Genomic DNA, 19,981 nt, shown 5'->3' with positions numbered 1-19,981 from the left:
TCCGTGTCCGACCCGATCTGTCCGTTGTGCCACCGACCGATCCCGCCGGATGTTCCGCAAAGCCAGCATCACCTGATTCCCAGGCTGAAGGGCGGCAAGGGCGGCCCGACCATCCTGCTGCACGACATCTGCCACCGCGAGATCCATGCCACGCTGAGCGAAGCGGATCTGGCACGCAGCTACAACACGGCCGAGGCCCTGCGCTCCCATCCGCGCCTGGCCAGGTTCATCGCCTGGGTGCGGAAACGGCCGCCGGGGTTCGGCTCGAAGATCCCCGGTCGGCGGCGGATGCGCTAAGGGCCGTGCAACCGGGATTCCCTCCGGACGGAAACTGCCCTAAGCACACTGCCATGTAATGGAGCATTGCCATGACCCGGCCTGCCGCCCCCTCGGACGTGATCGACCCGCCGCTTGGCCTGGCCTATGCGGTCGGCGCCTATGTCCTGTGGGGGTTCCTGCCGTTCTACATGAAGGCGGTGGCGCATGTTCCCCCGGTCGAGGTGGTGGCGCATCGGGTCGTCTGGTCGGTGCCGCTGGCCGGGGCGCTGCTCGTCATCCTGGGGCGCACTGCCGATCTCAGGGCAGCGCTGAGCAGTCCCAGGACCCTGGCGATGGGCTGCCTGACGGCCGGCCTGGTGTCGATCAACTGGGCCATCTATGTCTTGGCGATCGCGAATGACCGGGCGCTGGACGCGGCGCTGGGCTATTACATCAACCCTCTGTTCAGCGTGTTCCTGGCCTCGGTCCTGCTGCGCGAGCGGCTCAGCCGGTCGCAGATGACCGCGGTTGCACTGGCCGCGCTGGCGGTTCTGGTGCTGGTGGTCGAGGCCGGGCGCCTGCCCTGGCCGGCGCTGGGACTGACGTTCAGCTGGGGCTTCTACGCGTTCTTCAAGAAATCCCTGCCGGTCGGCCCGAACCAGGGCTTCCTGATGGAGGTGCTGATCCTGATGCCCGCGGCGCTGGGCTACCTGCTCTGGCTGCAGGTGCAGGGTCTGGGCCATTTCGGCGCAACCGCGACCGACACCTGGCTGTTGCTGGCGGCGGGGCTGGTGACGGCGGTGCCGCTGATCCTCTATGCCAACGGGGCCAAGCTGATCCGGCTGTCGACCATCGGCATCCTGCAATTTATCGCGCCGACGATGATCTTCCTGGTCGCGGTTCTGGCCTTTGGCGAACAGATGGACCGCGGCCGAATGATCGCCTTTCCGATGATCTGGGCCGCGCTGGTGATCTATACCGCGCCGATGCTACCGGCGATGCGCCGCCGGCCATGACGCGCGGATCATCTGCGCGGCGGCCTGCGCCCAGATGTCATAGGCCGCCGGGTTGGGATGATATCCGTCCTCGGCCGCGAAACCGGGGTCATGCGGAAGGGGCGGCACCAGGTGCTGCACCTCCGGCCGGGTCTGTGCAAGGTTGGCCAGAACCCGGTCAAGCCGTCCGGCATGGGCGCCCAGAACCCAGGCCAGTGGCTGTGGCAGTGCCGGAAAATGCTGCATCGGCGGGACGGCGGTTGCGATCACGAGCCGGACGCCGAGCCCCTCGGTCAACCTGTCCATCAGCATCCGCTGGTGTCGCGCGAACCGTCGCGGCGAGGTCAAGCGGGCGGTGTCGTTGACGCCCAGGGCGGTCACGGCCACGTCGAAGGGGCCGTCCATCTGCCGCAAGCGAGCCAGCGCCTGTTCCGTGGTGTGGCCGGTGGTGGCCTCGAGCCGCCAGTCGACCTCGAAATCCTGGGCAAGCATGGCGGCGATCCGTGCCGCCAGAGCGGCATCCTGATGCGGTGCGCCGACACCAGCGGCCGAACTGTCGCCCGCGACCAGCAGGCGCAGCGGGGGACCGGCGCCGCAGCGACCACTGCGCGGTCCGTCCGGTTCCGGCAGGCGCAGCGCCCGGGCGCGGACCATGAGGCCTTGCGTGATCAGCACCGGCGCAAGGGGCAGCCGCAGGACACGGTCGAGCCCTGTCATCTCAGGACAGCGCGGCGCGGAAATCCAGGAAACGCGGATCGGTGGTGACCCGCGCATTCATCGCTTCGCGCAGGGCCGCCACGGTCTTGAGCGGCCGCATCGCCACCTCGAACTCGGCAATCAGCCCATCCGCATCGAGCGTCAGCAGATCGACGCCCACGGCATCGAGATCGCCGACCCGGCATTGGAATTCGAGCGCCCAGTCGGCGCCGTCGCCCAGGATTCGGCGATAACGAAAGTCGGACAGCACTCCGGCAACATGGCCCAGAACCGCCGCGACCGGTTCGCGCCCGGTCCATGTGGCCCAATAGGTCGGCGGCCGGAACCGCACATCCTCGGCCAGCAGCGCGGCGATCATCGTCTCGTCCCGTTTCGCCACGGCGTCCTGCAGGGCGATGATGGTTGGGTGCATGTCGAATTCTCCCGGTCTGACCTGATCAGCCTTGCCCAGGGGGCCCGGCGCGGCAAGCGCGACGTTGCGGGAGGCCGGTGGCTGGGATAGGCAGCGCCCATGAGCGAGACCTATGACCCGCCGCAGACGCCGCTGGACCTGGTGCACGAGGATGCGCAGCTCATCGTCGTGAACAAGCCCGCCGGGCTGCTCTCGGTGCCGGGCAAGGGCGAACACCTGGCCGATTGCCTTCTGACCCGTGTGCAGGCGGCGTTTCCGCAGGCCTTGCTGGTGCATCGCCTGGACCGGGACACGTCGGGCATCATGGTATTCGCCCAGACGCCCCACGCGCAGCGCCATCTCGGCCTGCAATTCGAGAAGCGCCAGACCCGCAAGACCTATGTCGCCCGGGTCTGGGGACATTTGCAGCCACAGAAAGGCCAGGTCGATCTGCCGCTGATCGTCGACTGGCCCAACCGGCCGCGGCAGATGGTCTGTCACGAGACGGGCAAGCCGGCGGTGACCGACTGGCGCGTGGTCAAGCACGAGGCGGAAACTACCCGTGTCCGCCTGTTTCCAAGGACCGGGCGCTCGCACCAGCTGCGCGTCCATATGCAGGCGCTGGGCCACCCGATCGTGGGTGATCCGTTCTACGCCACCGGCCCGGCGCGCGACTTTCCCCGCCTGATGCTGCATTCCGAGGAGTTGCGCCTTAAACATCCCGAGGGCGGGCGGTCGATGAAGTTCCGGGCGGCGGCAGAGTTTTGAAACAGGCCGAGGGTGGCTAGGGTCGCCCTTGGCTCAGTCTATGCTATTCCGCGGCCCAGCCGCTGACCGCCTTGACCTCGAGGAAATCCTCGATGCCCCAGACGCCGCCCTCGCGCCCGTTGCCGGATTGCTTCATCCCGCCGAAGGGCGCACCGGCGCCGCGGCTCTGGCCGTTCATCTCGACCATGCCCGAGCGCAGCGCCCGTGCCATCCGGCGCAGCCGCGCGGGATCCTGGGTCTGGACATAGTTGGTCAGCCCGTAGGGCGTGTCGTTGGCGATCTCGATGGCCTCGTCTTCGCTATCGAAGGGGATCATCGTCAGCACCGGGCCAAAGATCTCTTCGCGGGCGATTGTCATCTGGTTGGTGGCATCGGCAAAGACCGTGGGCTTGACGTAATAGCCCTTGTTGAACCCCTCGGGCCGGCCGGTGCCGCCGGCGACCAGTCGCGCGCCCTCGTCGATGCCCTTCTGGATCAGGTCCTGGATCTTGGTCCACTGCACCTCGTTCACCACCGGGCCGATATGGCGGCCCTCGTCTCCGGCCGGACCGACCGTGACCTTGCTGGCCACGTCGGTCGCGGTCTCGACCGCCTGGTCATAGACCGACCGCTGCACCAGCATCCGGCTCGGCGCGTTGCAGCTCTGGCCGGTGTTGTTCATCATGTGCAGCACGCCACGCTTAACGGCCTTTTCGTCGGCGTCCTCGAAGATCACGTTCGCACCCTTGCCGCCCAGTTCCAGATGCACCTTCTTGAGGCTGTCGGCCGCCGCCTTGGAAATCGCGGTGCCTGCCCGGGGCGAGCCGGTAAAGCTGACCATGTCCACATCCGGATGCTCCGAGAGCTGCGTGCCGACGCCCGGACCGTCACCGTTCACCAGGTTGAAGACCCCCTTGGGGAACCCCGCCGCGTCCACCAGCTCGGCAAAGATCATCGCGTTGAGCGGGCTCTGTTCCGAGGGTTTCAGGACCATCGTGCAGCCGGCCACCGCGGCCGCGCCGACCTTGAGCGTGATCTGGTTCATCGGCCAGTTCCACGGCGTGATCAGCGCCGCCACACCCACCGCCTCGTGGATGATCCGGTCGTTCGGGGCGTGATCGCCCAAGGGGCGCTCGAACTCGAAGGTCTTGGCGGCGCGGACGAAGTTCTTGAGGTGGAAGATCCCGGCGCCGACCTGCTGCGTGCGGGCCATGTCGATCGGCGCGCCCATCTCGGACGAGATCGCTCGGGCCAGATCCTCGCCGCGCTCCTTGTAGACCTCGATCAGCTTCTCGACCAATGCGATGCGCTCTTCGGGCGGTGTGGCCATCCATCCGGGCAGGGCGGCGCGGGCCGCGGCCACGGCGGCATCGGTGTCGGCCTGACCGCCCAGCGAGATGACCGCGCAGGGCTCCTCGGTCGACGGGTCGACGACCTGGAAGTCGCGGGCCAGTGCAGGTGCCGTCCATTCGCCATTGATGTAGAAGTCGCGTTTCTCGATCATGCTTCGGCCCTTTCCGAAAAGAGTTTCGACCGGTCGGTCGATGAATCGGGGATACCCTGACACCGCACAGGCCAGGTGGCAAGTCGCGGCCCCGAGTATTTGATCAAATTTCGCCGACTCGGCGCCAGGCCGCACACTGTTTGTCGGAAAGGGGCTGCAACGCGGACGCCGAGCGACTAGGTTACAACGAAACCGGCATCACCCAAGCACAGGAGGGCAAGACCCATGGGTTTGCGCATCAACGACACCGTTCCCGATTTCACCGCCGAAACCGACCAGGGCACGATCACGTTCCACGACTGGATCGGCGACAGCTGGGCGATCCTGTTCTCGCACCCCAAGGATTTCACCCCGGTCTGCACCACCGAGTTTTCCGCCGTGGCGCAATTGGCCGACGAGTGGACCAAGCGGAACTGCAAGGTGATCGGCGTCAGCGTCGACAGCGCCGAGGATCACCGCAAGTGGAAGCACGACATCGAAGCCTACGGCAAATCGCCGGCCGGGTTCCCGATCATCGCGGATGCCGGGCTGGACGTGTCCAAGGCCTTCGACATGCTGCCCGCCGAGGCCTATCTGCCCGACGGCCGGACGCCTGCCGACAGCGCGACCGTGCGCTCGGTCTTCATCATCGGCCCGGACAAGCAGCTCAAGCTGAGCATGACCTATCCGATGACTGTGGGGCGGAATTTCGCCGAGATCCTGCGCGCGCTGGATGGTCTGCAGATGTCCGCCAAGGGCGTTGCGACCCCGGCCAACTGGACACCCGGCGAAGACGTCATCATCCCGCCGGCAGTGTCCAACGATGAGGCGAAGGAGAAGTTCGGCGAGTTCGAGACGATCTTCCCCTACCTGCGCAAGACAAAGGCGCCGGGCTGATTTTGTCCATGGCAGCGCGGCGTCTTGCCGTGACCGGCGACCCGCGCTGCGGTGGTCTTCTTGACTCAACCTGAGGGCTCTGCCAATAGACCGGCATCCCCGTGCATGGCGTTGCGACATGTGCGCTTCTAGCCCGCCAAGCCATTGTTCCCAAAGTGGCCGACGATGGTGGAAGCTTTTGGCGGCAGACCGGCGCAACGTCGTATTTCGAAATTGAAAATTCACAATTGATAGGTTGCGGAATGATCACCCCGGTTCTTCTTTGCGGTGGCAGCGGAACGCGTCTCTGGCCGCTGTCCCGAAAAAGCTATCCCAAGCAATTCGCGCAACTTGTCGGTGACAAGACGCTCTTCCAGGCTTCGGCGGAACGTCTGCGGGGGCCGGAATTCGCCGCGCCGCTGGTTCTCACGGCTTCGGATTTTCGGTTCATCGTGACCGAGCAGCTGGCGGCGATCGGTATCGATCCGGGCGCCATCGTGATCGAGCCCGAAGGGCGCAATACCGCGCCTGCGGTGCTGGCAGCCGCGTTGTGGCTGGAGAAATCCGACCCCGATGGCATGATGCTGGTCGCGCCTTCCGATCACGTGGTGCCGGACGCCGACGCCTTCCGGGCTGCCGTCGCCGAAGGCGAAAAAGCCGCCCGGGACGGCGATCTGGTGACGTTCGGCATCAAGCCTGGCCGACCCGAAACCGGCTATGGTTATCTCGAGCTTGACGGTGACCCCGGCGATTTCACGCCGCGCGCCATTCCGCTGAAGCGTTTCGTGGAAAAGCCCGACATTGCCACCGCGGACAAGATGCTCGCGTCCGGCAACTTCCTCTGGAACTCCGGTGTCTTCCTGTTCTCCGTGCGGGCCATCCTTGATGCGTTCCGGCAGCATTGCTCCGACCTGATCGCGCCGGTGCAGGCCGCAATCGACAAGGGCCAGCCGGATCTGGGTTTCCTGCGGTTGGATCCCGCGGCATGGGCCGGGGCCGAGGATATCTCGATCGACTATGCGGTGATGGAGCGGGCCGGAAACCTGACGGTCATTCCCTATGCCAGCGGTTGGTCCGATCTGGGCGGTTGGGATGCAGTCTGGCGCGAGTCGGGGCCCGATGACGACGGGGTTGTTGCCCATGGCAGCGCCACGGCAATCGACTGCAGGGACAGCCTGCTGCGCTCCGAGGACAGCCGGATGGAGATCGTTGGCATCGGATTGCAGAATGTCGTCGCGGTGGCCATGCCGGATGCGGTTCTGGTGGCCGATGCCAGCCGGACGCAAGACGTCAAGACCGCGGTCGCGGCCCTCAAGGCGAAGGGGGCCAAGCAGGCCGAGGCGTTTCCCCTGGACCACCGGCCCTGGGGCTGGTTCGAGAGCCTGGTCATCGGCGACCGCTTTCAGGTCAAGCGCATCCACGTGCATCCGGGTGCGGCGCTGTCGCTGCAGTCGCACCACCACAGGTCCGAGCATTGGATCGTCGTGGAAGGCACCGCCAGGATCACGGTGGATGACGAGGTCAAGCTGATCACCGAGAACCAATCGGTCTATATCCCGCTGGGCGCGGTTCACCGGATGGAGAACCCCGGGAAGGTGCCGATGGTTCTGATCGAGGTCCAGACCGGCAGCTATCTGGGCGAAGATGACATCATTCGCTACGAAGACGTCTATTCGCGGACCTGATCCAACTCGCTGACCCCGGGCCAGGCAAGCGGCGCCTTGTCGGTGAAGATCTAATGAAGGTGGCACGGTATTGAAACGGCAGGTTGTATACGACTTGACGGAGGTGCTTTTGGCGTCGACGGGGCGATTGCGGTACTACGGAATCGCCCGGGTCGTGGCCGAAATCGGTGCAGAATTGCGCAAGCGAGACCCTTCGGTCCGGTTCGCCGTATTCTCGCAGGGTCACGGTGAACTGTTCGAAGTATTCCCGAAGCTGCGCGATGACGGCAGCGTCGACCTCAACGTTCCGTCCGGAATTCGCCAGCTCAGGGTCAGGTCGCACTTCCACACGAAATCCGTGCTGAGGGATCTTCTGCTGGTTCCGATCCGCCCGATTGTTGATCGCAGGAACCGACGCGCCTGGCAGGAGGCCGGGGTCGACCTGAAGCCGATCGACATGAACGGAAAGACGCTGGTCTCTTGCGGCCGCCCGAAGCTGATCGTCGACATGATCGGTGCGCTGGATCGCAGAGGCACGAAGTTCGAGGTCGTTCCGCTGCTGCACGACATGATCCCGCTGCATGATTTCGAGCATCAGCTGGCCAGCTTTCCCAGAAATTTCATCGGTGACAACCAGGTCGTCGCCGGGCGGGCCAAGGCGATTCTGGCGAATTCGGAATTCACCCGCGACGAGATCCTGGCATTCTCCCAAAAGGGTATCCTGCCGCCGGTTTCCGAGGTATTCGCCGTTCCGCTTGTGCACGAATGCCCTGAAGGCATCGAGCCGCCGGAGCAAACCGTTCCCGACGAGCCGTATATCCTGGTCGTGGGGTCCAGCCTGGGGCGAAAGAACCTTGAAGCCGTTTTCGAAGCGCTGCGACTGCTCAAGGGTCAGGGCCGGCCGGTTCCGACCCTGGTCCTGGCCGGGGCGCGGCGCAAAAAGACCGACAAGTATCTGCAATCCGGTCACGGCGACGCAATCCGTGACCATGTCGTGTTCCGCGAGAACCCCAATCAGACTGATTTGGTCAAGCTGTACGAGGGCGCCGTGGCCCTGGTATTGGCGAGCCGAATGGAAGGGTGGGGCCTGCCCGCGGGCGAGGCGCTTTGGCTCGGGACGCCGGCGATCTGTTCCACCGCACCCGTGCTGCGGGAGGTGTGCGGTGACCTAGGGCTCTATTTCGACCCTGACCGGCCGGAAGAATTGGCCGACCATGTGAACAACCTGATGACCCGGCCCGATTTCGGCAAGCAGCTGCGCGCCCGGATCGCGGAAGCCAAGCCGCATCTGCGCACCTGGTCGAATGTCGCCGAGGACCTTCAGGCGGCCCTCGACGGCTTGGACTGAAACCTGACGGCGGAAAACGGCCAGTATCATCGAGCAGGACCTGCGTGGCGCGGACCGGTGCCGCTGCGTTCACTTTTATTTGCGCGACACATCGCTTAAGTAGGCGCTCTGAGAGTTAGGAAGCGAATGCAAACTGATAGTTCCAAGGGCTGGGCGATCCAACGCATGTGGACCCGCTGGCGATCCGGCTACATGGGTCGTCTGGTCGGCGAGAGCTTTCGCGCGCAAGGGCCAATGTATGCCGTTGCGATGTTCGCGATGGTCATCGTGGCCGCCACCTCGGCTGGCACGGCCTGGATCATGGAAAAGATCGTCGACGCCATGACCAGCCCGGACTCGCGCAGCCAGGTCTACCTGATCGCAGGTGCGGTGGTTCTGCTGTTCAGTTTGAAGTCGGTCGCCTCTTACGTGCAGTCGGTGTTCCTGGTGCGGGCGGGCAACCGGATCGTCGCCACCCAGCAAGACCGGCTGTACCGAAAACTGTTGAAACGCGGTGTCGCGTTCTTCAGCACGACCGAGTCGTCGGATCTGTTGATGCGTGTAACCCATGGCGCGCAGTCGGCCCGGAACCTGATCGACCTGCTGGTCACCTCCTTCGTTCGGGATGCGTTGACGCTGGTCGGACTGGTTGCCGTGATGATCTATCAGCAACCGTTCATGTCGATCATGTTCTTCGTCGTCGGCCCGGTGGCGATCCTGGGTGTGCGTTACCTGCTCAAGAGTGTCAGGCGTATAATGGAGGCCGAAATCGCCTCGCTCGCCGAGATCATCAAGGTCATGCAGGAGACCTCGGCCGGCATCAAGGTCATCAAGGTCTTTGCCCTGGAAGACCGGATGACCAACCGGATGAGTTCGGCCATCAAGCAGGTCGAGCAGCGTTCGAACGACATCGCCCGGCTGCAATCGATCGCAAGCCCCTTGATGGAATTCCTGGCGGGGCTTGCCGTGGCCGGGGTTCTGATCATCAGCACCATCAGCATCGCCGGCAGCACGCCTCCGACGGCCGGGCAGTTGATGTCCTTCGTGACGGCGCTCCTGATGGCCTATGAGCCGGCGAAGCGCCTGTCGCGCATGCGCGTGTCGATCGAGACCTTCATGGTCGGCGTCAAGATGATGTTCGACCTGCTGGACCAGGACGAACCGATGCTGGAACGCGAGGATGCCGACGAGCTGAAGTCCGGCCCGGGAGAGATCCTGTTCGAGGATGTGTCCTTCGGCTATGGCGGCGAGACACCGGTGATCAAGAACATGAGCCTGGAGTTCAAGCCCGGCAAGACGACCGCGCTTGTCGGCCAGTCCGGTGGCGGGAAATCGACGATTTTCGGCCTGATCATGCGTTTCTACGACCCCGAACAGGGCAGTGTCCTGATCGATGGGCAGGATCTTCGCGACGTCAGCTTCAGTTCGCTGCGCCGCAAGATCTCTTATGTCGGGCAGGACACGTTCCTGTTTTCGACCAGCGTCATCGACAACCTCCGCTGCTCGGCGCCAGAGGCGACCGATGAAGAGGTCTTTGCGGCGGCCAAGGCCGCTCATGCGCATGACTTCATCATGCAGTTGCCCCACGGCTACGACACGCAGGTCGGCGAGAATGGAACCTTCCTGTCCGGGGGGCAGAAACAGCGGATCGCGATTACCCGCGCCATTCTGAGGCAGGCCGAGGTGCTGCTGCTGGACGAGGCGACAAGCGCGCTGGATGCCGAATCCGAAACGCTGGTCAAGAACGCCCTGGACGTGTTGACCGAAGATGTCACCACAATCGTGATCGCCCACCGCCTGTCCACGGTGCTTGAGGCCGACGAGATCCTTGTCGTGCAGGCAGGAGAAGTCGTCGAGAAGGGCACCTTGAATGATCTGCTGGCAATGGACGGCACATTTCGCCGCCTGTTCGATCAGCAGTTCAAGAGCGGAAGCCTGGCAAGCCAGCAGCATGCGGTCCGCCAGCAATCCTGATCGGTGGCGGGCTCCGATTTGACCTGTCCATGGCAACGGCTTTCGGCTATTCGACCGAAGGCACAGGCAGCGAGGAGTCCGAATGCGCGAGCCGCTCTACTTCTTCGACATCAGTAGCTTGTTGGCGCATTTGCGCCGGGTCACTCACTTTACCGGGATTCAGCGGGTTCTCGTGATGCTGGTGCTTCGGGTTTCCGGCAGGGTTGGTCCCGACAAGGTGTACCTTTCCTTCATCAACAAGGCGACCGGGGCCTATCAGGCGGTTTCGGTCAAGGAGATCGGCGCCGAGACGATCCGCGACCCGCACAAGCTGGCGTCGGTTCTGGGCGTTGGCGGTCGCCACGGTCGCGATCTCAAACCGCTGAGCCGATACAGAAACAGGCCGCTCAAGTATTTTTTCCACCGCACAAAGCTGGATATTGCCGCGGCGCTGGGGAATCAAGCGGCCTTCCGAAAGTACTCGGTGGATTCCGGCGAATGGAGATCTCTGAGACGGCCGCCGGAGCCCGACGCAGCTTCCCCGGTGACCGCGCAGGCCCGAAGACTGTCGTTCGGCGACATTTCCAACCCCGGGGATCACCTTGTCATACTCGACAGCTCTTGGACGGAGGCACGCACAAAGGCCGCGTTCCTGAAAGCCAAGCAGGCCGGCGTGGATGTCCGCATCATGATTCACGACCTGATACCGATCATGGCACCCGAGCTTGTCCCGCAGAGCTCACCGCTCGTGTTCTACAACTGGCTGCTGGAAACACCGGAATACGCGTCGGGGTATCTGACGAACTCGGAGAAGAGCAAACAGGATCTCGACCACTTCCTGAACGCCCACGGTATCGACCGGCCCTCGGTCGCGGTCCCTCTTGCGCAGGAAGGCGTCGGTCAGGACACCGCGCACGTGGCCGCACAAGGCAAGGTTGAAGCCAGCGCCTTCCCGAAGATGGCCGAGATGATGGATCTGGATGCGCGTATCCGTGCCATTACGACCAAACCCTACGTGTTGTTTGTCGGCACGTTGGAGACCCGCAAGAATATCTGGCGCATGGCCCTTGCGTGGGAAAAACTGCTCGAGATTCACGGCCCGACGATACCGCGCCTCGTATTGGTCGGCCGGCCCGGGTGGTTGAACGAGGATTTCGAAAATTTCGCGCGCGGAACCGGCTTTCTGAAGGGGTGGATCGAGCAAATCCACAGTCCGACTGACGCCGAGCTGGATTTCCTCTATCGCCACTGCGAATTCTCGATCCTGGTCAGTCTTTACGAAGGCTGGGGTTTGCCGGTGGGCGAGGCGCTCAGTTATGGCAAGACCAGCGTCGTCGGCAAGGCCACGTCACTGCCCGAGGTTGGCGGCGATCTGGTCGAATACTGCGATCCGCGATCCGTGGACAGCATCGCTGAGGCATGCAGCCGCCTGATCGGCGAGCCGCAGCACCGGCGAGAGATCGAACAAAGGATTGCCGCGGCTCACTTGCGCAGCTGGGACGACGTGGCCGCCGAGCTTGTCGAGGCCATCGGCAATGGAGCCGGCGGCAACAGCTAGCACGTTCTTGCCGGTCTGGCACCCGGTCGCAGGTGGCTGAAGGCGCGCCCCTTGTCATTCGCGCAGGTCCGAAGCACTGTTCTCATCACAACGCTGACGCGAAGGTGGAGGGCAACAGGATCAAGGACATCCGTTATCTTGTTGGGCGGGAGTTCGGCAAGCTGACCGAGCTCACGAACTCTCGCCAGCAACCCAACATCAACGACCTGTGGAACGTGTTGAAGGATCTCAACGCGATCAAATGGTCGGTGAAACAGCATGGATACGCCATCGGAGCCCAGGTGTTCGACTCGGTGATGCAGTCCGAGATCCCGAAGGCGCCGGTCGACGGCAAGATGTGGTCGGGCTGTTCGACTCAGCGGGACGTCGAAAGCGCTTGGTTTCGGTACTGGGCCCACCAGATTCAGACAGCGCCCATTCCGCACCGCAAACTCTGGGAATTCGCATATATTCTGCAGAACCTGTCGCTTGCAGGAAAACTGCGCGACGGAATGCATGCCGTCGGATTCGGTTGCGGACAAGAGCCGCTGCCATCCTACCTGACCAACCTGGGCATCTCGGTCACGATCACCGACCTGCACCCGGAGGTTGTTCAAGGCAAGGGGTGGGTGGAATCCGGGCAACATACGGAAGGTCTGGATTCCTCGTTCTATCCCAATCTCGTGGATCGCACACAATTCGACACGCTGGCAACGCTGGAATACGTGGACATGAACGCGATTCCCGCCGACATGAGCGGCAAGCACGATTTCTGCTGGTCGGTTTGTGCGCTGGAACATCTTGGATCCATAAGCAACGGGTTGGATTTCGTAAGGAACAGCCTGGACACGCTCAAGCCGGGCGGCGTTGCCGTCCATACGACCGAGTTCAACTATTCGGAAACCGAGCGTACGATCGACAACTGGCCGACCGTCCTGTTTCTGAGAAGGCATATCGAGGAACTGGCAGCGACCCTGAGGGCGGATGGACATGATGTGGCCCCTCTCAGTTTCGATGTCGGCTGCAAACCTCTGGACGCCTTTATCGATCTGCCACCCTTCGATTTTGACAACTGCCTGAAAGACAGCCTTGTTTCGGGTTCCGGACACGCCTTTCACCCCGGCCATCTGAAAATCAGCATCGACGGATTCCCGGCGACCTGCATCGGGTTGACGATTACAAAGGCAGGCTGACCCTTTCGCTCGGCCCGCCTTGTTTGACGGCCACATTCCGACTCCGGCACGGCCGCGCCGGGGCCAAATCCCTTCCCTTGCCCCCGTGGATCCAATAGAGAACCCAAGATCAATTCACACGGGCCGAACGGGCCCAAGAACCGAGGGGGACGACCAATGGACAGCTATTGGCAGGCGGCCGCAGATCAGGTGAAATCCTATTCGAAACAGCGTCGGATTTGTGGCCCGCAGGAAATGTCAGGGTCGGTGACAGGTTCTTTCGTCGGATATGGCAGCGTCTCAGGCGATTTCGGCGCTGGCGACGTCTTGATCCTGCACAAAGGTATGGCGAAGGAAATCGACAGGTCCTACCTGGCCTTGGCTCTGATGCTCGGCCGACCGAGTTTTGCGAACGAGGTATTCATCATTCTGGTTGGCGAACAGGTCGGCGCACCGGCAATGTCGCCGGATCAAAAAAAGCATCTGCGGGGCTTCGGTGATGCCTTCCAGGGCACGCAATCCACGGGCGATGCTGCCGGCTCGCGACAAACGGGCTGCTATCTGGGCAATGGCACTGTCCTGGGAACTCTCTATGACAACCAGAAGATCTTTCTGGACGGTGACGACATCAGCCTGACACCGCATCTGGTCATCGACGGTTTTTGGGAGCAGTGGATTACCAAAGCGTTTCTGAGCCGGATAAGCGCAGGGATGCACGTGCTCGATATCGGTGCCAACTGCGGCTACTATACATTGCTGGCCGCCCGAGCCGTGGGCGCAAAGGGCAGCGTGACGGCAATCGATGCCAACCCCCGCATGTGCGAGCTGGTGCAGAAATCCACCAGCGTCAACGGTCACCTCAGTTACTCCAAGGTGATAAACGCGGCCGTGATGGAAGTGCCCGGCGACATCAAGTTCGCAATCCCGAAGAAGTTCAAGGGCAGTGCGACCTACCTGCGGGATGACGTGGATTTCAGCCAGTATGGAGAAACCTACGACATCATCGAAGTTCCGGGCGCTCCTTTGGGCGATTTGACGGGAGACCGAAAATTCGATGTCGTCAAGATCGATGCCGAGGGCGCCGAGCCTCTGATCTACAAGGGTGCAAGGGATATCCTCCTGGCGATGCCGCAGGTCGAGATCTTCATGGAATTTGCGCCGGATTTCTTTCGTGAGCAGATGTCGGGTGCAGAGTTCCTGGACATGCTCGAAGCGGACGGTTTCAGGATTTCCATCGTAACCCACCAAGGCGAGATCCAGTCGGCGACCCGGGACCAACTGTTGTCGGGCGAGTATGTCGACATCTTCATGAAACTCGAAACGTAGCTCGCGCCCGACCAATTACCGGAATGAAAAAGGCCCGCGCGTTGTGCGCGGGCCTTGGTGTTTTTTCTCGGGCCGCCGTCAGTCGGCGGCTTCTTCCTTCTTCTCTTTCTTCTCCGGCGCCATCTCTTCGCCGGTTTCCTGGTCGACCATCTTCATCGACAGGCGCACCTTGCCGCGGTCGTCGAAGCCCAGCAGCTTGACCTTGACCTCCTGGCCCTCTTTGAGGACGTCCGAGGGGTGGTTCAGGCGGCGGTTCTCGATCTGGCTGACATGCACCAGCCCGTCGCGCTTGCCGAAGAAGTTCACGAAGGCGCCGAAATCGACGATCTTCACGACCTTGCCGGTATAGATCTGGCCCTCTTCCGGCTCGGCCACGATCGAATGGATCATGTCATAGGCCTTCTGGATGGCGTCGCCATTCGGCGAGGCGATCTTGATGATGCCGTCGTCGTTGATGTCGACCTTGGCACCCGACACTTCGACGATCTCGCGGATCACCTTGCCGCCCGAGCCGATCACTTCGCGGATCTTGTCGGTCGGGATCTGCATCGTCTCGATGCGCGGCGCGTGGACCGAGAAGTCGCCCGCGCCCGAGATGGCCTTGTTCATCTCGCCCAGGATGTGCATCCGGCCGTCCTTGGCCTGCGACAGCGCCTTTTCCATGATCTCGGGGGTGATGCCCGCGACCTTGATGTCCATCTGCAGCGAGGTGATGCCGTTCTCGGTGCCGGCGACCTTGAAATCCATATCGCCCAGGTGATCCTCGTCGCCCAGAATGTCGGTGAGGATCGCATAGGAGCCATCATCTTCCAGGATCAGGCCCATGGCCACGCCGGCCACCGCGCTTTTCAGCGGCACGCCCGCATCCATCATCGACAGCGACCCGCCGCAGACCGAGGCCATCGAGGACGAGCCGTTCGACTCGGTGATCTCGGAGACCAGGCGGATGGTGTAGGGGAAGTCGGTCGGTGCCGGCAGAACCGCCTGCAGCGCGCGCCAGGCCAGCTTGCCGTGGCCCACTTCGCGACGGCCCGGAGGCCCCACGCGGCCAACTTCGCCGACCGAATAGGGCGGGAAATTGTAATGCAGCAGGAAGTTGGATTTGAAATTGCCGTGCAGCGCATCGATGAACTGTTCGTCATCGCCGGTGCCCAGGGTGGTCACGACCAGGCCCTGGGTTTCGCCCCGGGTGAACAGCGCCGAGCCGTGGGTGCGCGGCAGCAGGCCGGTCTCGCAGACGATCGGGCGGACATCGGTGGTCGAGCGTCCGTCGATCCGCTTGCCGCCCTTGACCACGTCGCCGCGCAGGATGCCGGCCTCGAGCTTTTTCAGCGCCGAGCCGAGATTGGGGTCTTCCAGCTGCTCTTCGGTCAGAGCGGCCTTGACGGTCTCGCGCGCGGCGGAGACCGCGGCGGTGCGCTCCTGCTTGTCGGTGATGGCGAAGGCGGCGCGCATCTCTGCATCGCCTGCGGCCTTCACCGCCTCGAACAGGTCGGAATAGTCCGGCGGCGTGAAGTCGAACGGTTCCTTGGCGGCGGATTCGGCCAGCGAGATGATCAGGTCGATCACCGGCTGGATCTGCTCGTGGGCGAACTTGACCGCGCCCAGCATCTCGGCCTCGGACAGCTCATAGGCTTCCGACTCGACCATCATCACCGCGTCCTTGGTGCCGGCGACGACCAGGTCCAGGCGCTGTTCGGGGTTCAGGCGCAGGTCCTGCATGTCGTCCACGGTCGGGTTCAGGATGTAGTCGCCATCCTCGTAACCGACGCGGCAGCCGGCGATCGGGCCCATGAAGGGCGCGCCCGACAGGGTCAGTGCGGCACTGGCCGCGATCATCGCCACCATGTCCGGGTCATTGACCAGGTCGTGGCTCAGCACGGTGCACATCACCAGCACTTCGTTCTTGAAGCCGGGTGCAAAAAGCGGGCGTATCGGGCGGTCGATCAGGCGCGCGGTCAGCGTTTCCTTCTCGGTCGGACGCGCCTCGCGCTTGAAGAAGCCGCCGGGCACCTTGCCCGCGGCATAATACTTTTCCTGGTAGTGGACGGTCAGCGGAAAGAAGTCCTGACCGGGTTTCTGCTGGCGGGCGAAGGTCACGTTGGCCATGACCGAGGTTTCGCCCAGCGTTGCGATGACAGAGCCATCGGCCTGACGGGCAACCTTGCCCGTTTCCAGTGTGAGCGTTTCTTCGCCCCACTGCATCGATTTCGTCGTTACGTCAAACATGTATGCATCCTGTAAGGGAGCTCTCCCGGGCCCATCCCGGGTCTCCCGTTTGAATGGCGGCCCCATTGCCGCCGACCCCTTCCATCTTCTTCTCACGGTGCCGGGGTCCGGGCACCACGTCTCAGATTCTGCGGCCTTACAGGAATTCCCGTCGGATTGGAAGGAAAACCGGGGCGCGGTCGGCAGGGGCGCGCTGCCGGCCGTCGCACAAAAAAACGCCCGCTCGGTCGAGCGGGCGTTTTCGTCGAATTCCGGCGCCTTAGCGGCGCAGACCCAGACGCTTGATCAGGTCGCGATAGCGGCCTTCGTCATTGGTCTTGAGATAGTCCAGCAGCTTGCGGCGCTGGGCGACCAGCTTCAGAAGGCCACGGCGGCCGTGGTTGTCCTTCTTGTGGGTCTTGAAATGCTCGGTCAGGTTGGCGATGCGGGTGGACAGGATGGCAACCTGGACTTCGGGCGAGCCGGTGTCGCCTTCCTTGGTTCCGTATTCCTTCAACACGCGTGCCTTGTCTTCGGCGGTGATCGACATCGGGGTCTCCTTTACAGGTTCGAGTGAATGGCGCAGGCCGGGATGTCGTCCAGCGCAGGCCCATGGAGAGGTGTTTGCAAGGCACCCGGTCGGGCGATTCCCTTGCAGATGCGGGCGTATATGGGGTTTGCGGGGAAATGGCAAAGCAAAAAGGACCGGTGCGACCGTTGTATCGGCCCCGCGGTGATCTTCAGGCCGCCGCGTCGGGGTCCAGGATGGCGATATGGGACAGGTCGATCGGCGTTTCGCAACGCAGCCGCACGATCTCCTCTCCATCCATCGTGATGCGGGTCAGACCCGGCGTGTCGGGATCTGTTTCGATGCCGATCTCGGGAGTGCCGTCGCGGTCCCAGAGCAGCATCAACTGGTCCTCGGTCGGGTCGAAATCCATGATCTCGACCGGGTTGTCCGCGCCGGCCCCGCTGTCCACATGGATCGCGTCGCCGCCATCGCCCCCGGTCACGATGTCGCCCGGCCCGGCCAGCAGAGTGTCTGCGCCCTGACCACCATTGAGATAGTCCTGGCCATCGGGATCGTCCCTGTCGTCGCGGCCATCGAGCAAGTCGTCACCGGCACCGCCGAACAGGCTGTCAGCGCCCTGGCCGCCCGCCAGGCTGTCGTTGCCGTGACCGCCATGCAGGGCATCGGCATCGGACCCGCCGGTCAGGCTGTCATCCTGTTGGCCGCCATGCAGGGTGTCCTCCCCGCTTCCGCCATGCAGCGTATCGGCGCCGGAATGGCCGAACAGCGTGTCGGCGCCGCCGCCGCCGTCCAGCAGGTCACCGCCGTCGCCGCCATGCAGGTTGTCCCGACCCTCGCCGCCGGCCAGGGTGTCGGCCCCCGCCGCCCCGTGCAGCCCGTCATCGCCGGCGCCGCCCGTCAGCGTATCGGCGCCGGAATAGCCGTTGATCTGGTCGTTGCCGGTGCTGCCGCCGATTGCGTCCGGCGCGGAGCCGCCCCAGAGGATCTGCGCCGCCGCCACGGCCGTGGGATCGTCATCTGCCCCGGCCTCCTCTGCCGCCAGATCGCCGGATCCGGTCGGTTCAGATTCATCGGGCAGCATCGCATCGTCCGCGGCGTCCTCGGGATCGCCCGAGGTCGCCATGAGGGCCATGCCGCTGGCGGCCATGAGCCCCATCAAGCCCGCTAACAAGAACATCGGTCCAACTCCGTACGCCACCGGTCGGGCTCGCAGTGTCGGACGGCCGGGCGTTTCGGTCAAAAGGATTGCGATACAATGGTTAAGATGTCGTTTCCGGCGTCCAGAGCTCGGGTTGACGGGCATAGGATATATAGAGCGGATGCCGCGGATGCCCGGCCTTGGTCAGGCCGAGATGGAACAATGGCCGGCCGGCCCGGCGCAACAGCTGCTCGACGGCGGGGCCCCGGTCCAGATGGCTGCCGTGGCTGCCCCAGGCGGCGACGATCCGGTCGGCCCAGGCCGCACCTTGCAGGATCGCGGCGTCGTTCTCGGGACCCACGGGGTCGGCGGCCGCGCGCATCTTGCGCGGGTCGGTTTCGCGCCAGGCGAAGATGTTGGCGACCTGGAAGCCGCCGAACCCCAGCGCCCGCGCGCGCCGCTCGCAGCGCTCGACGGTGGGGTCGTTCTGGACCTCGGTTGCGGTCGAGGGGTTCAGCATCACGAAGAGCGCCCGCGACCCGTCGGGATCCCAGATCCGCGTGAGGCTGTAGCGGTAGCGTTCGCAGTCCGAATAGACGGCGGTCGAGGGCGCGTCGCCCTTGGTGTGGCTGCGGGTGATCATCGGGGTTCTCTAGCGCAGTGGGCCGCGCCGGCAAAGGCCGGTCGGATCAGGTGCGGACAAAAACCCGGTTGGGATGCAGCTCGCCGGACCTGTAGAGGCCCAGCGCCACCGCCTCGCCTTGAAACGAGGCCCAGGCTTCGTCGCCGTATTCGACACCCTCGGCAGATAGCACCATGCCGGGGTTGCCGTTGCGCAGCCGCGCCGCGCCTTCGGGGGTGCACTTCAGCTCGGGCAGGTCGCCCAGCCCGTCCTCGAGCGGGCGGATATGGGTGTCGAGCTCGGGCGTGCGGGCCAGCGCCTCGATCTGCTCCAGGCTCAGCCCGTCCTCGGCCTCGAACGGACCGGACCAGATCCGGCGGAGGGCGACCACATGGCCGTGGCAGCCCAGCGCGGCGCCCAGGTCGCGCGCCACCGAGCGCACGTATCCGCCCTTGCCGCAGGTCATTTCCAGTACAACGTGATCCGGATCGGGCCGGTCCACCAGCACCAGTTCCTCGACCCAGAGGGGGCGGGCGGCAATCTCGACATCCTCGCCGTCGCGCGCCCGCTTGTAGGCGCGTTCGCCGTCGATCTTGACGGCCGAGAATTTCGGCGGAACCTGCATGATCTCGCCCACGAAGGCGCCCAGTTCCGCCTTGATCTCAGCATCGTCAGGCCGCGCGTCGCTGCTGGCGATGACCTCGCCCTCGCCGTCATCGGTGTTGGTGGCCTGGCCCAGGCGCACGGTAAAGCGATAGGCCTTGAGCGCGTCGGTGACATGCGGCACCGTCTTGGTCGCCTCGCCCAGCGCGATCGCCAGAACCCCGGTCGCCTCGGGGTCCAGCGTGCCGGCATGGCCCGCCTTCTTGGCGTCGAGCGCCCAGCGCACCTTGTTGACCACCGCGGTCGAGGTCATGCCCGCTGGCTTGTCCACGACCAGCCAGCCCGAAATGTCGCGGCCCTTGCGTTTGCGTGCCATGCCTGTCCCCATTGCCGTCCAAGGCGCGCGGCGTAGCGGATCGGCCGCGGCCTGTC

General features: G+C 63.9%; 18 protein-coding genes. 10 read left to right on the top strand and 8 right to left on the bottom strand.

What is annotated here, in order from left to right; all coding sequences use genetic code 11:
- Positions 1-3 precede the first annotated feature (3 nt).
- Together BMX57_RS07700 and rarD are read left to right on the top strand one after the other, a co-directional pair.
- On the top strand, positions 4-297 hold the full coding sequence (locus tag BMX57_RS07700) for an HNH endonuclease family protein (RefSeq protein ID WP_092365509.1): 294 nt from the start codon (positions 4-6) through the stop codon (positions 295-297).
- Positions 298-368: 71 nt separating this feature from the next.
- Positions 369-1,274 carry an EamA family transporter RarD gene (gene rarD, locus BMX57_RS07695; RefSeq protein WP_092364649.1) on the top strand — a complete coding sequence of 302 codons (906 nt, stop codon included), beginning with the start codon at positions 369-371 and terminating at the stop codon, positions 1,272-1,274.
- On the opposite strand, the gene BMX57_RS07690 is transcribed toward rarD, so the two are convergent.
- Both BMX57_RS07690 and BMX57_RS07685 read right to left on the bottom strand, forming a co-directional pair.
- Positions 1,248-1,970 (bottom strand): SGNH/GDSL hydrolase family protein, encoded by a 723-nt coding sequence (locus BMX57_RS07690; RefSeq protein WP_092364646.1) that lies wholly within the window; start codon positions 1,968-1,970, stop codon positions 1,248-1,250. The genes rarD and BMX57_RS07690 overlap by 27 nt on opposite strands.
- A 1-nt stretch (position 1,971) precedes the next feature.
- A complete protein-coding gene (locus BMX57_RS07685; RefSeq protein WP_092364643.1) occupies positions 1,972-2,382 on the bottom strand; it encodes a nuclear transport factor 2 family protein in 411 nt (136 codons plus the stop codon).
- A gap of 99 nt (positions 2,383-2,481) precedes the next feature.
- On the opposite strand from BMX57_RS07685, the gene BMX57_RS07680 reads away from it, so the two are divergent.
- Positions 2,482-3,129 carry an RluA family pseudouridine synthase gene (locus BMX57_RS07680; protein ID WP_092364640.1) on the top strand — a complete coding sequence of 216 codons (648 nt, stop codon included), beginning with the start codon at positions 2,482-2,484 and terminating at the stop codon, positions 3,127-3,129.
- Positions 3,130-3,172: 43 nt separating this feature from the next.
- On the opposite strand, the gene BMX57_RS07675 is transcribed toward BMX57_RS07680, so the two are convergent.
- Entirely contained in the window at positions 3,173-4,612 is a 1,440-nt protein-coding gene (locus tag BMX57_RS07675) for an aldehyde dehydrogenase family protein (RefSeq protein WP_092364637.1), read from the bottom strand.
- Positions 4,613-4,837: 225 nt separating this feature from the next.
- On the opposite strand from BMX57_RS07675, the gene BMX57_RS07670 reads away from it, so the two are divergent.
- From BMX57_RS07670 to BMX57_RS07640, 7 genes are all read left to right on the top strand, one after another.
- Positions 4,838-5,488 carry a peroxiredoxin gene (locus BMX57_RS07670; protein WP_092364634.1) on the top strand — a complete coding sequence of 217 codons (651 nt, stop codon included), beginning with the start codon at positions 4,838-4,840 and terminating at the stop codon, positions 5,486-5,488.
- Positions 5,489-5,730: 242 nt separating this feature from the next.
- Positions 5,731-7,152: a mannose-1-phosphate guanylyltransferase/mannose-6-phosphate isomerase gene (locus BMX57_RS07665; protein WP_092364631.1), complete on the top strand. Its 1,422-nt coding sequence runs from the start codon at positions 5,731-5,733 to the stop codon at positions 7,150-7,152.
- A 127-nt stretch (positions 7,153-7,279) separates the two neighbouring features.
- Entirely contained in the window at positions 7,280-8,479 is a 1,200-nt protein-coding gene (locus tag BMX57_RS07660; protein WP_229724212.1) for a glycosyltransferase family 4 protein, read from the top strand.
- A gap of 126 nt (positions 8,480-8,605) precedes the next feature.
- Entirely contained in the window at positions 8,606-10,432 is a 1,827-nt protein-coding gene (locus BMX57_RS07655; protein WP_092364625.1) for an ABC transporter ATP-binding protein, read from the top strand.
- Between the two features lie 82 nt (positions 10,433-10,514).
- A complete protein-coding gene (locus tag BMX57_RS07650; protein WP_092364622.1) occupies positions 10,515-11,969 on the top strand; it encodes a glycosyltransferase family 4 protein in 1,455 nt (484 codons plus the stop codon).
- Positions 11,970-12,001: 32 nt separating this feature from the next.
- Positions 12,002-13,141 (top strand): SAM-dependent methyltransferase, encoded by a 1,140-nt coding sequence (locus tag BMX57_RS07645; protein WP_218142421.1) that lies wholly within the window; start codon positions 12,002-12,004, stop codon positions 13,139-13,141.
- A 156-nt stretch (positions 13,142-13,297) separates the two neighbouring features.
- A complete protein-coding gene (locus tag BMX57_RS07640; RefSeq protein ID WP_092364619.1) occupies positions 13,298-14,446 on the top strand; it encodes an FkbM family methyltransferase in 1,149 nt (382 codons plus the stop codon).
- A 78-nt stretch (positions 14,447-14,524) separates the two neighbouring features.
- Here BMX57_RS07640 and pnp read toward each other — a convergent pair whose 3' ends face one another.
- The 5 genes from pnp to truB all read right to left on the bottom strand — a co-directional run bounded on the left by pnp (position 14,525) and on the right by truB (position 19,925).
- Positions 14,525-16,675 carry a polyribonucleotide nucleotidyltransferase gene (pnp, locus tag BMX57_RS07635; protein WP_092364616.1) on the bottom strand — a complete coding sequence of 717 codons (2,151 nt, stop codon included), beginning with the start codon at positions 16,673-16,675 and terminating at the stop codon, positions 14,525-14,527.
- 259 nt (positions 16,676-16,934) lie between these two features.
- Positions 16,935-17,204, bottom strand: a complete 270-nt coding sequence (gene rpsO, locus BMX57_RS07630; RefSeq protein ID WP_092364613.1) for a 30S ribosomal protein S15 — start codon at positions 17,202-17,204, stop codon at positions 16,935-16,937.
- A 190-nt stretch (positions 17,205-17,394) separates the two neighbouring features.
- A complete protein-coding gene (locus tag BMX57_RS07625) occupies positions 17,395-18,363 on the bottom strand; it encodes a calcium-binding protein (RefSeq protein ID WP_092364610.1) in 969 nt (322 codons plus the stop codon).
- Between the two features lie 82 nt (positions 18,364-18,445).
- Positions 18,446-18,967 (bottom strand): DUF1643 domain-containing protein, encoded by a 522-nt coding sequence (locus BMX57_RS07620; protein ID WP_092364608.1) that lies wholly within the window; start codon positions 18,965-18,967, stop codon positions 18,446-18,448.
- 46 nt (positions 18,968-19,013) lie between these two features.
- Complete coding sequence (truB, locus tag BMX57_RS07615) at positions 19,014-19,925, bottom strand: tRNA pseudouridine(55) synthase TruB (RefSeq protein WP_092364605.1); 912 nt, start codon at positions 19,923-19,925, stop codon at positions 19,014-19,016.
- Positions 19,926-19,981: the final 56 nt, after the last annotated feature.

The organism is Cribrihabitans marinus (genome assembly GCF_900109035.1).
Lineage (GTDB): Bacteria > Pseudomonadota > Alphaproteobacteria > Rhodobacterales > Rhodobacteraceae > Cribrihabitans > Cribrihabitans marinus.
Note: the sequence above shows the minus strand (reverse complement) of the source record. Positions and strands in the feature narration are given on the sequence as shown.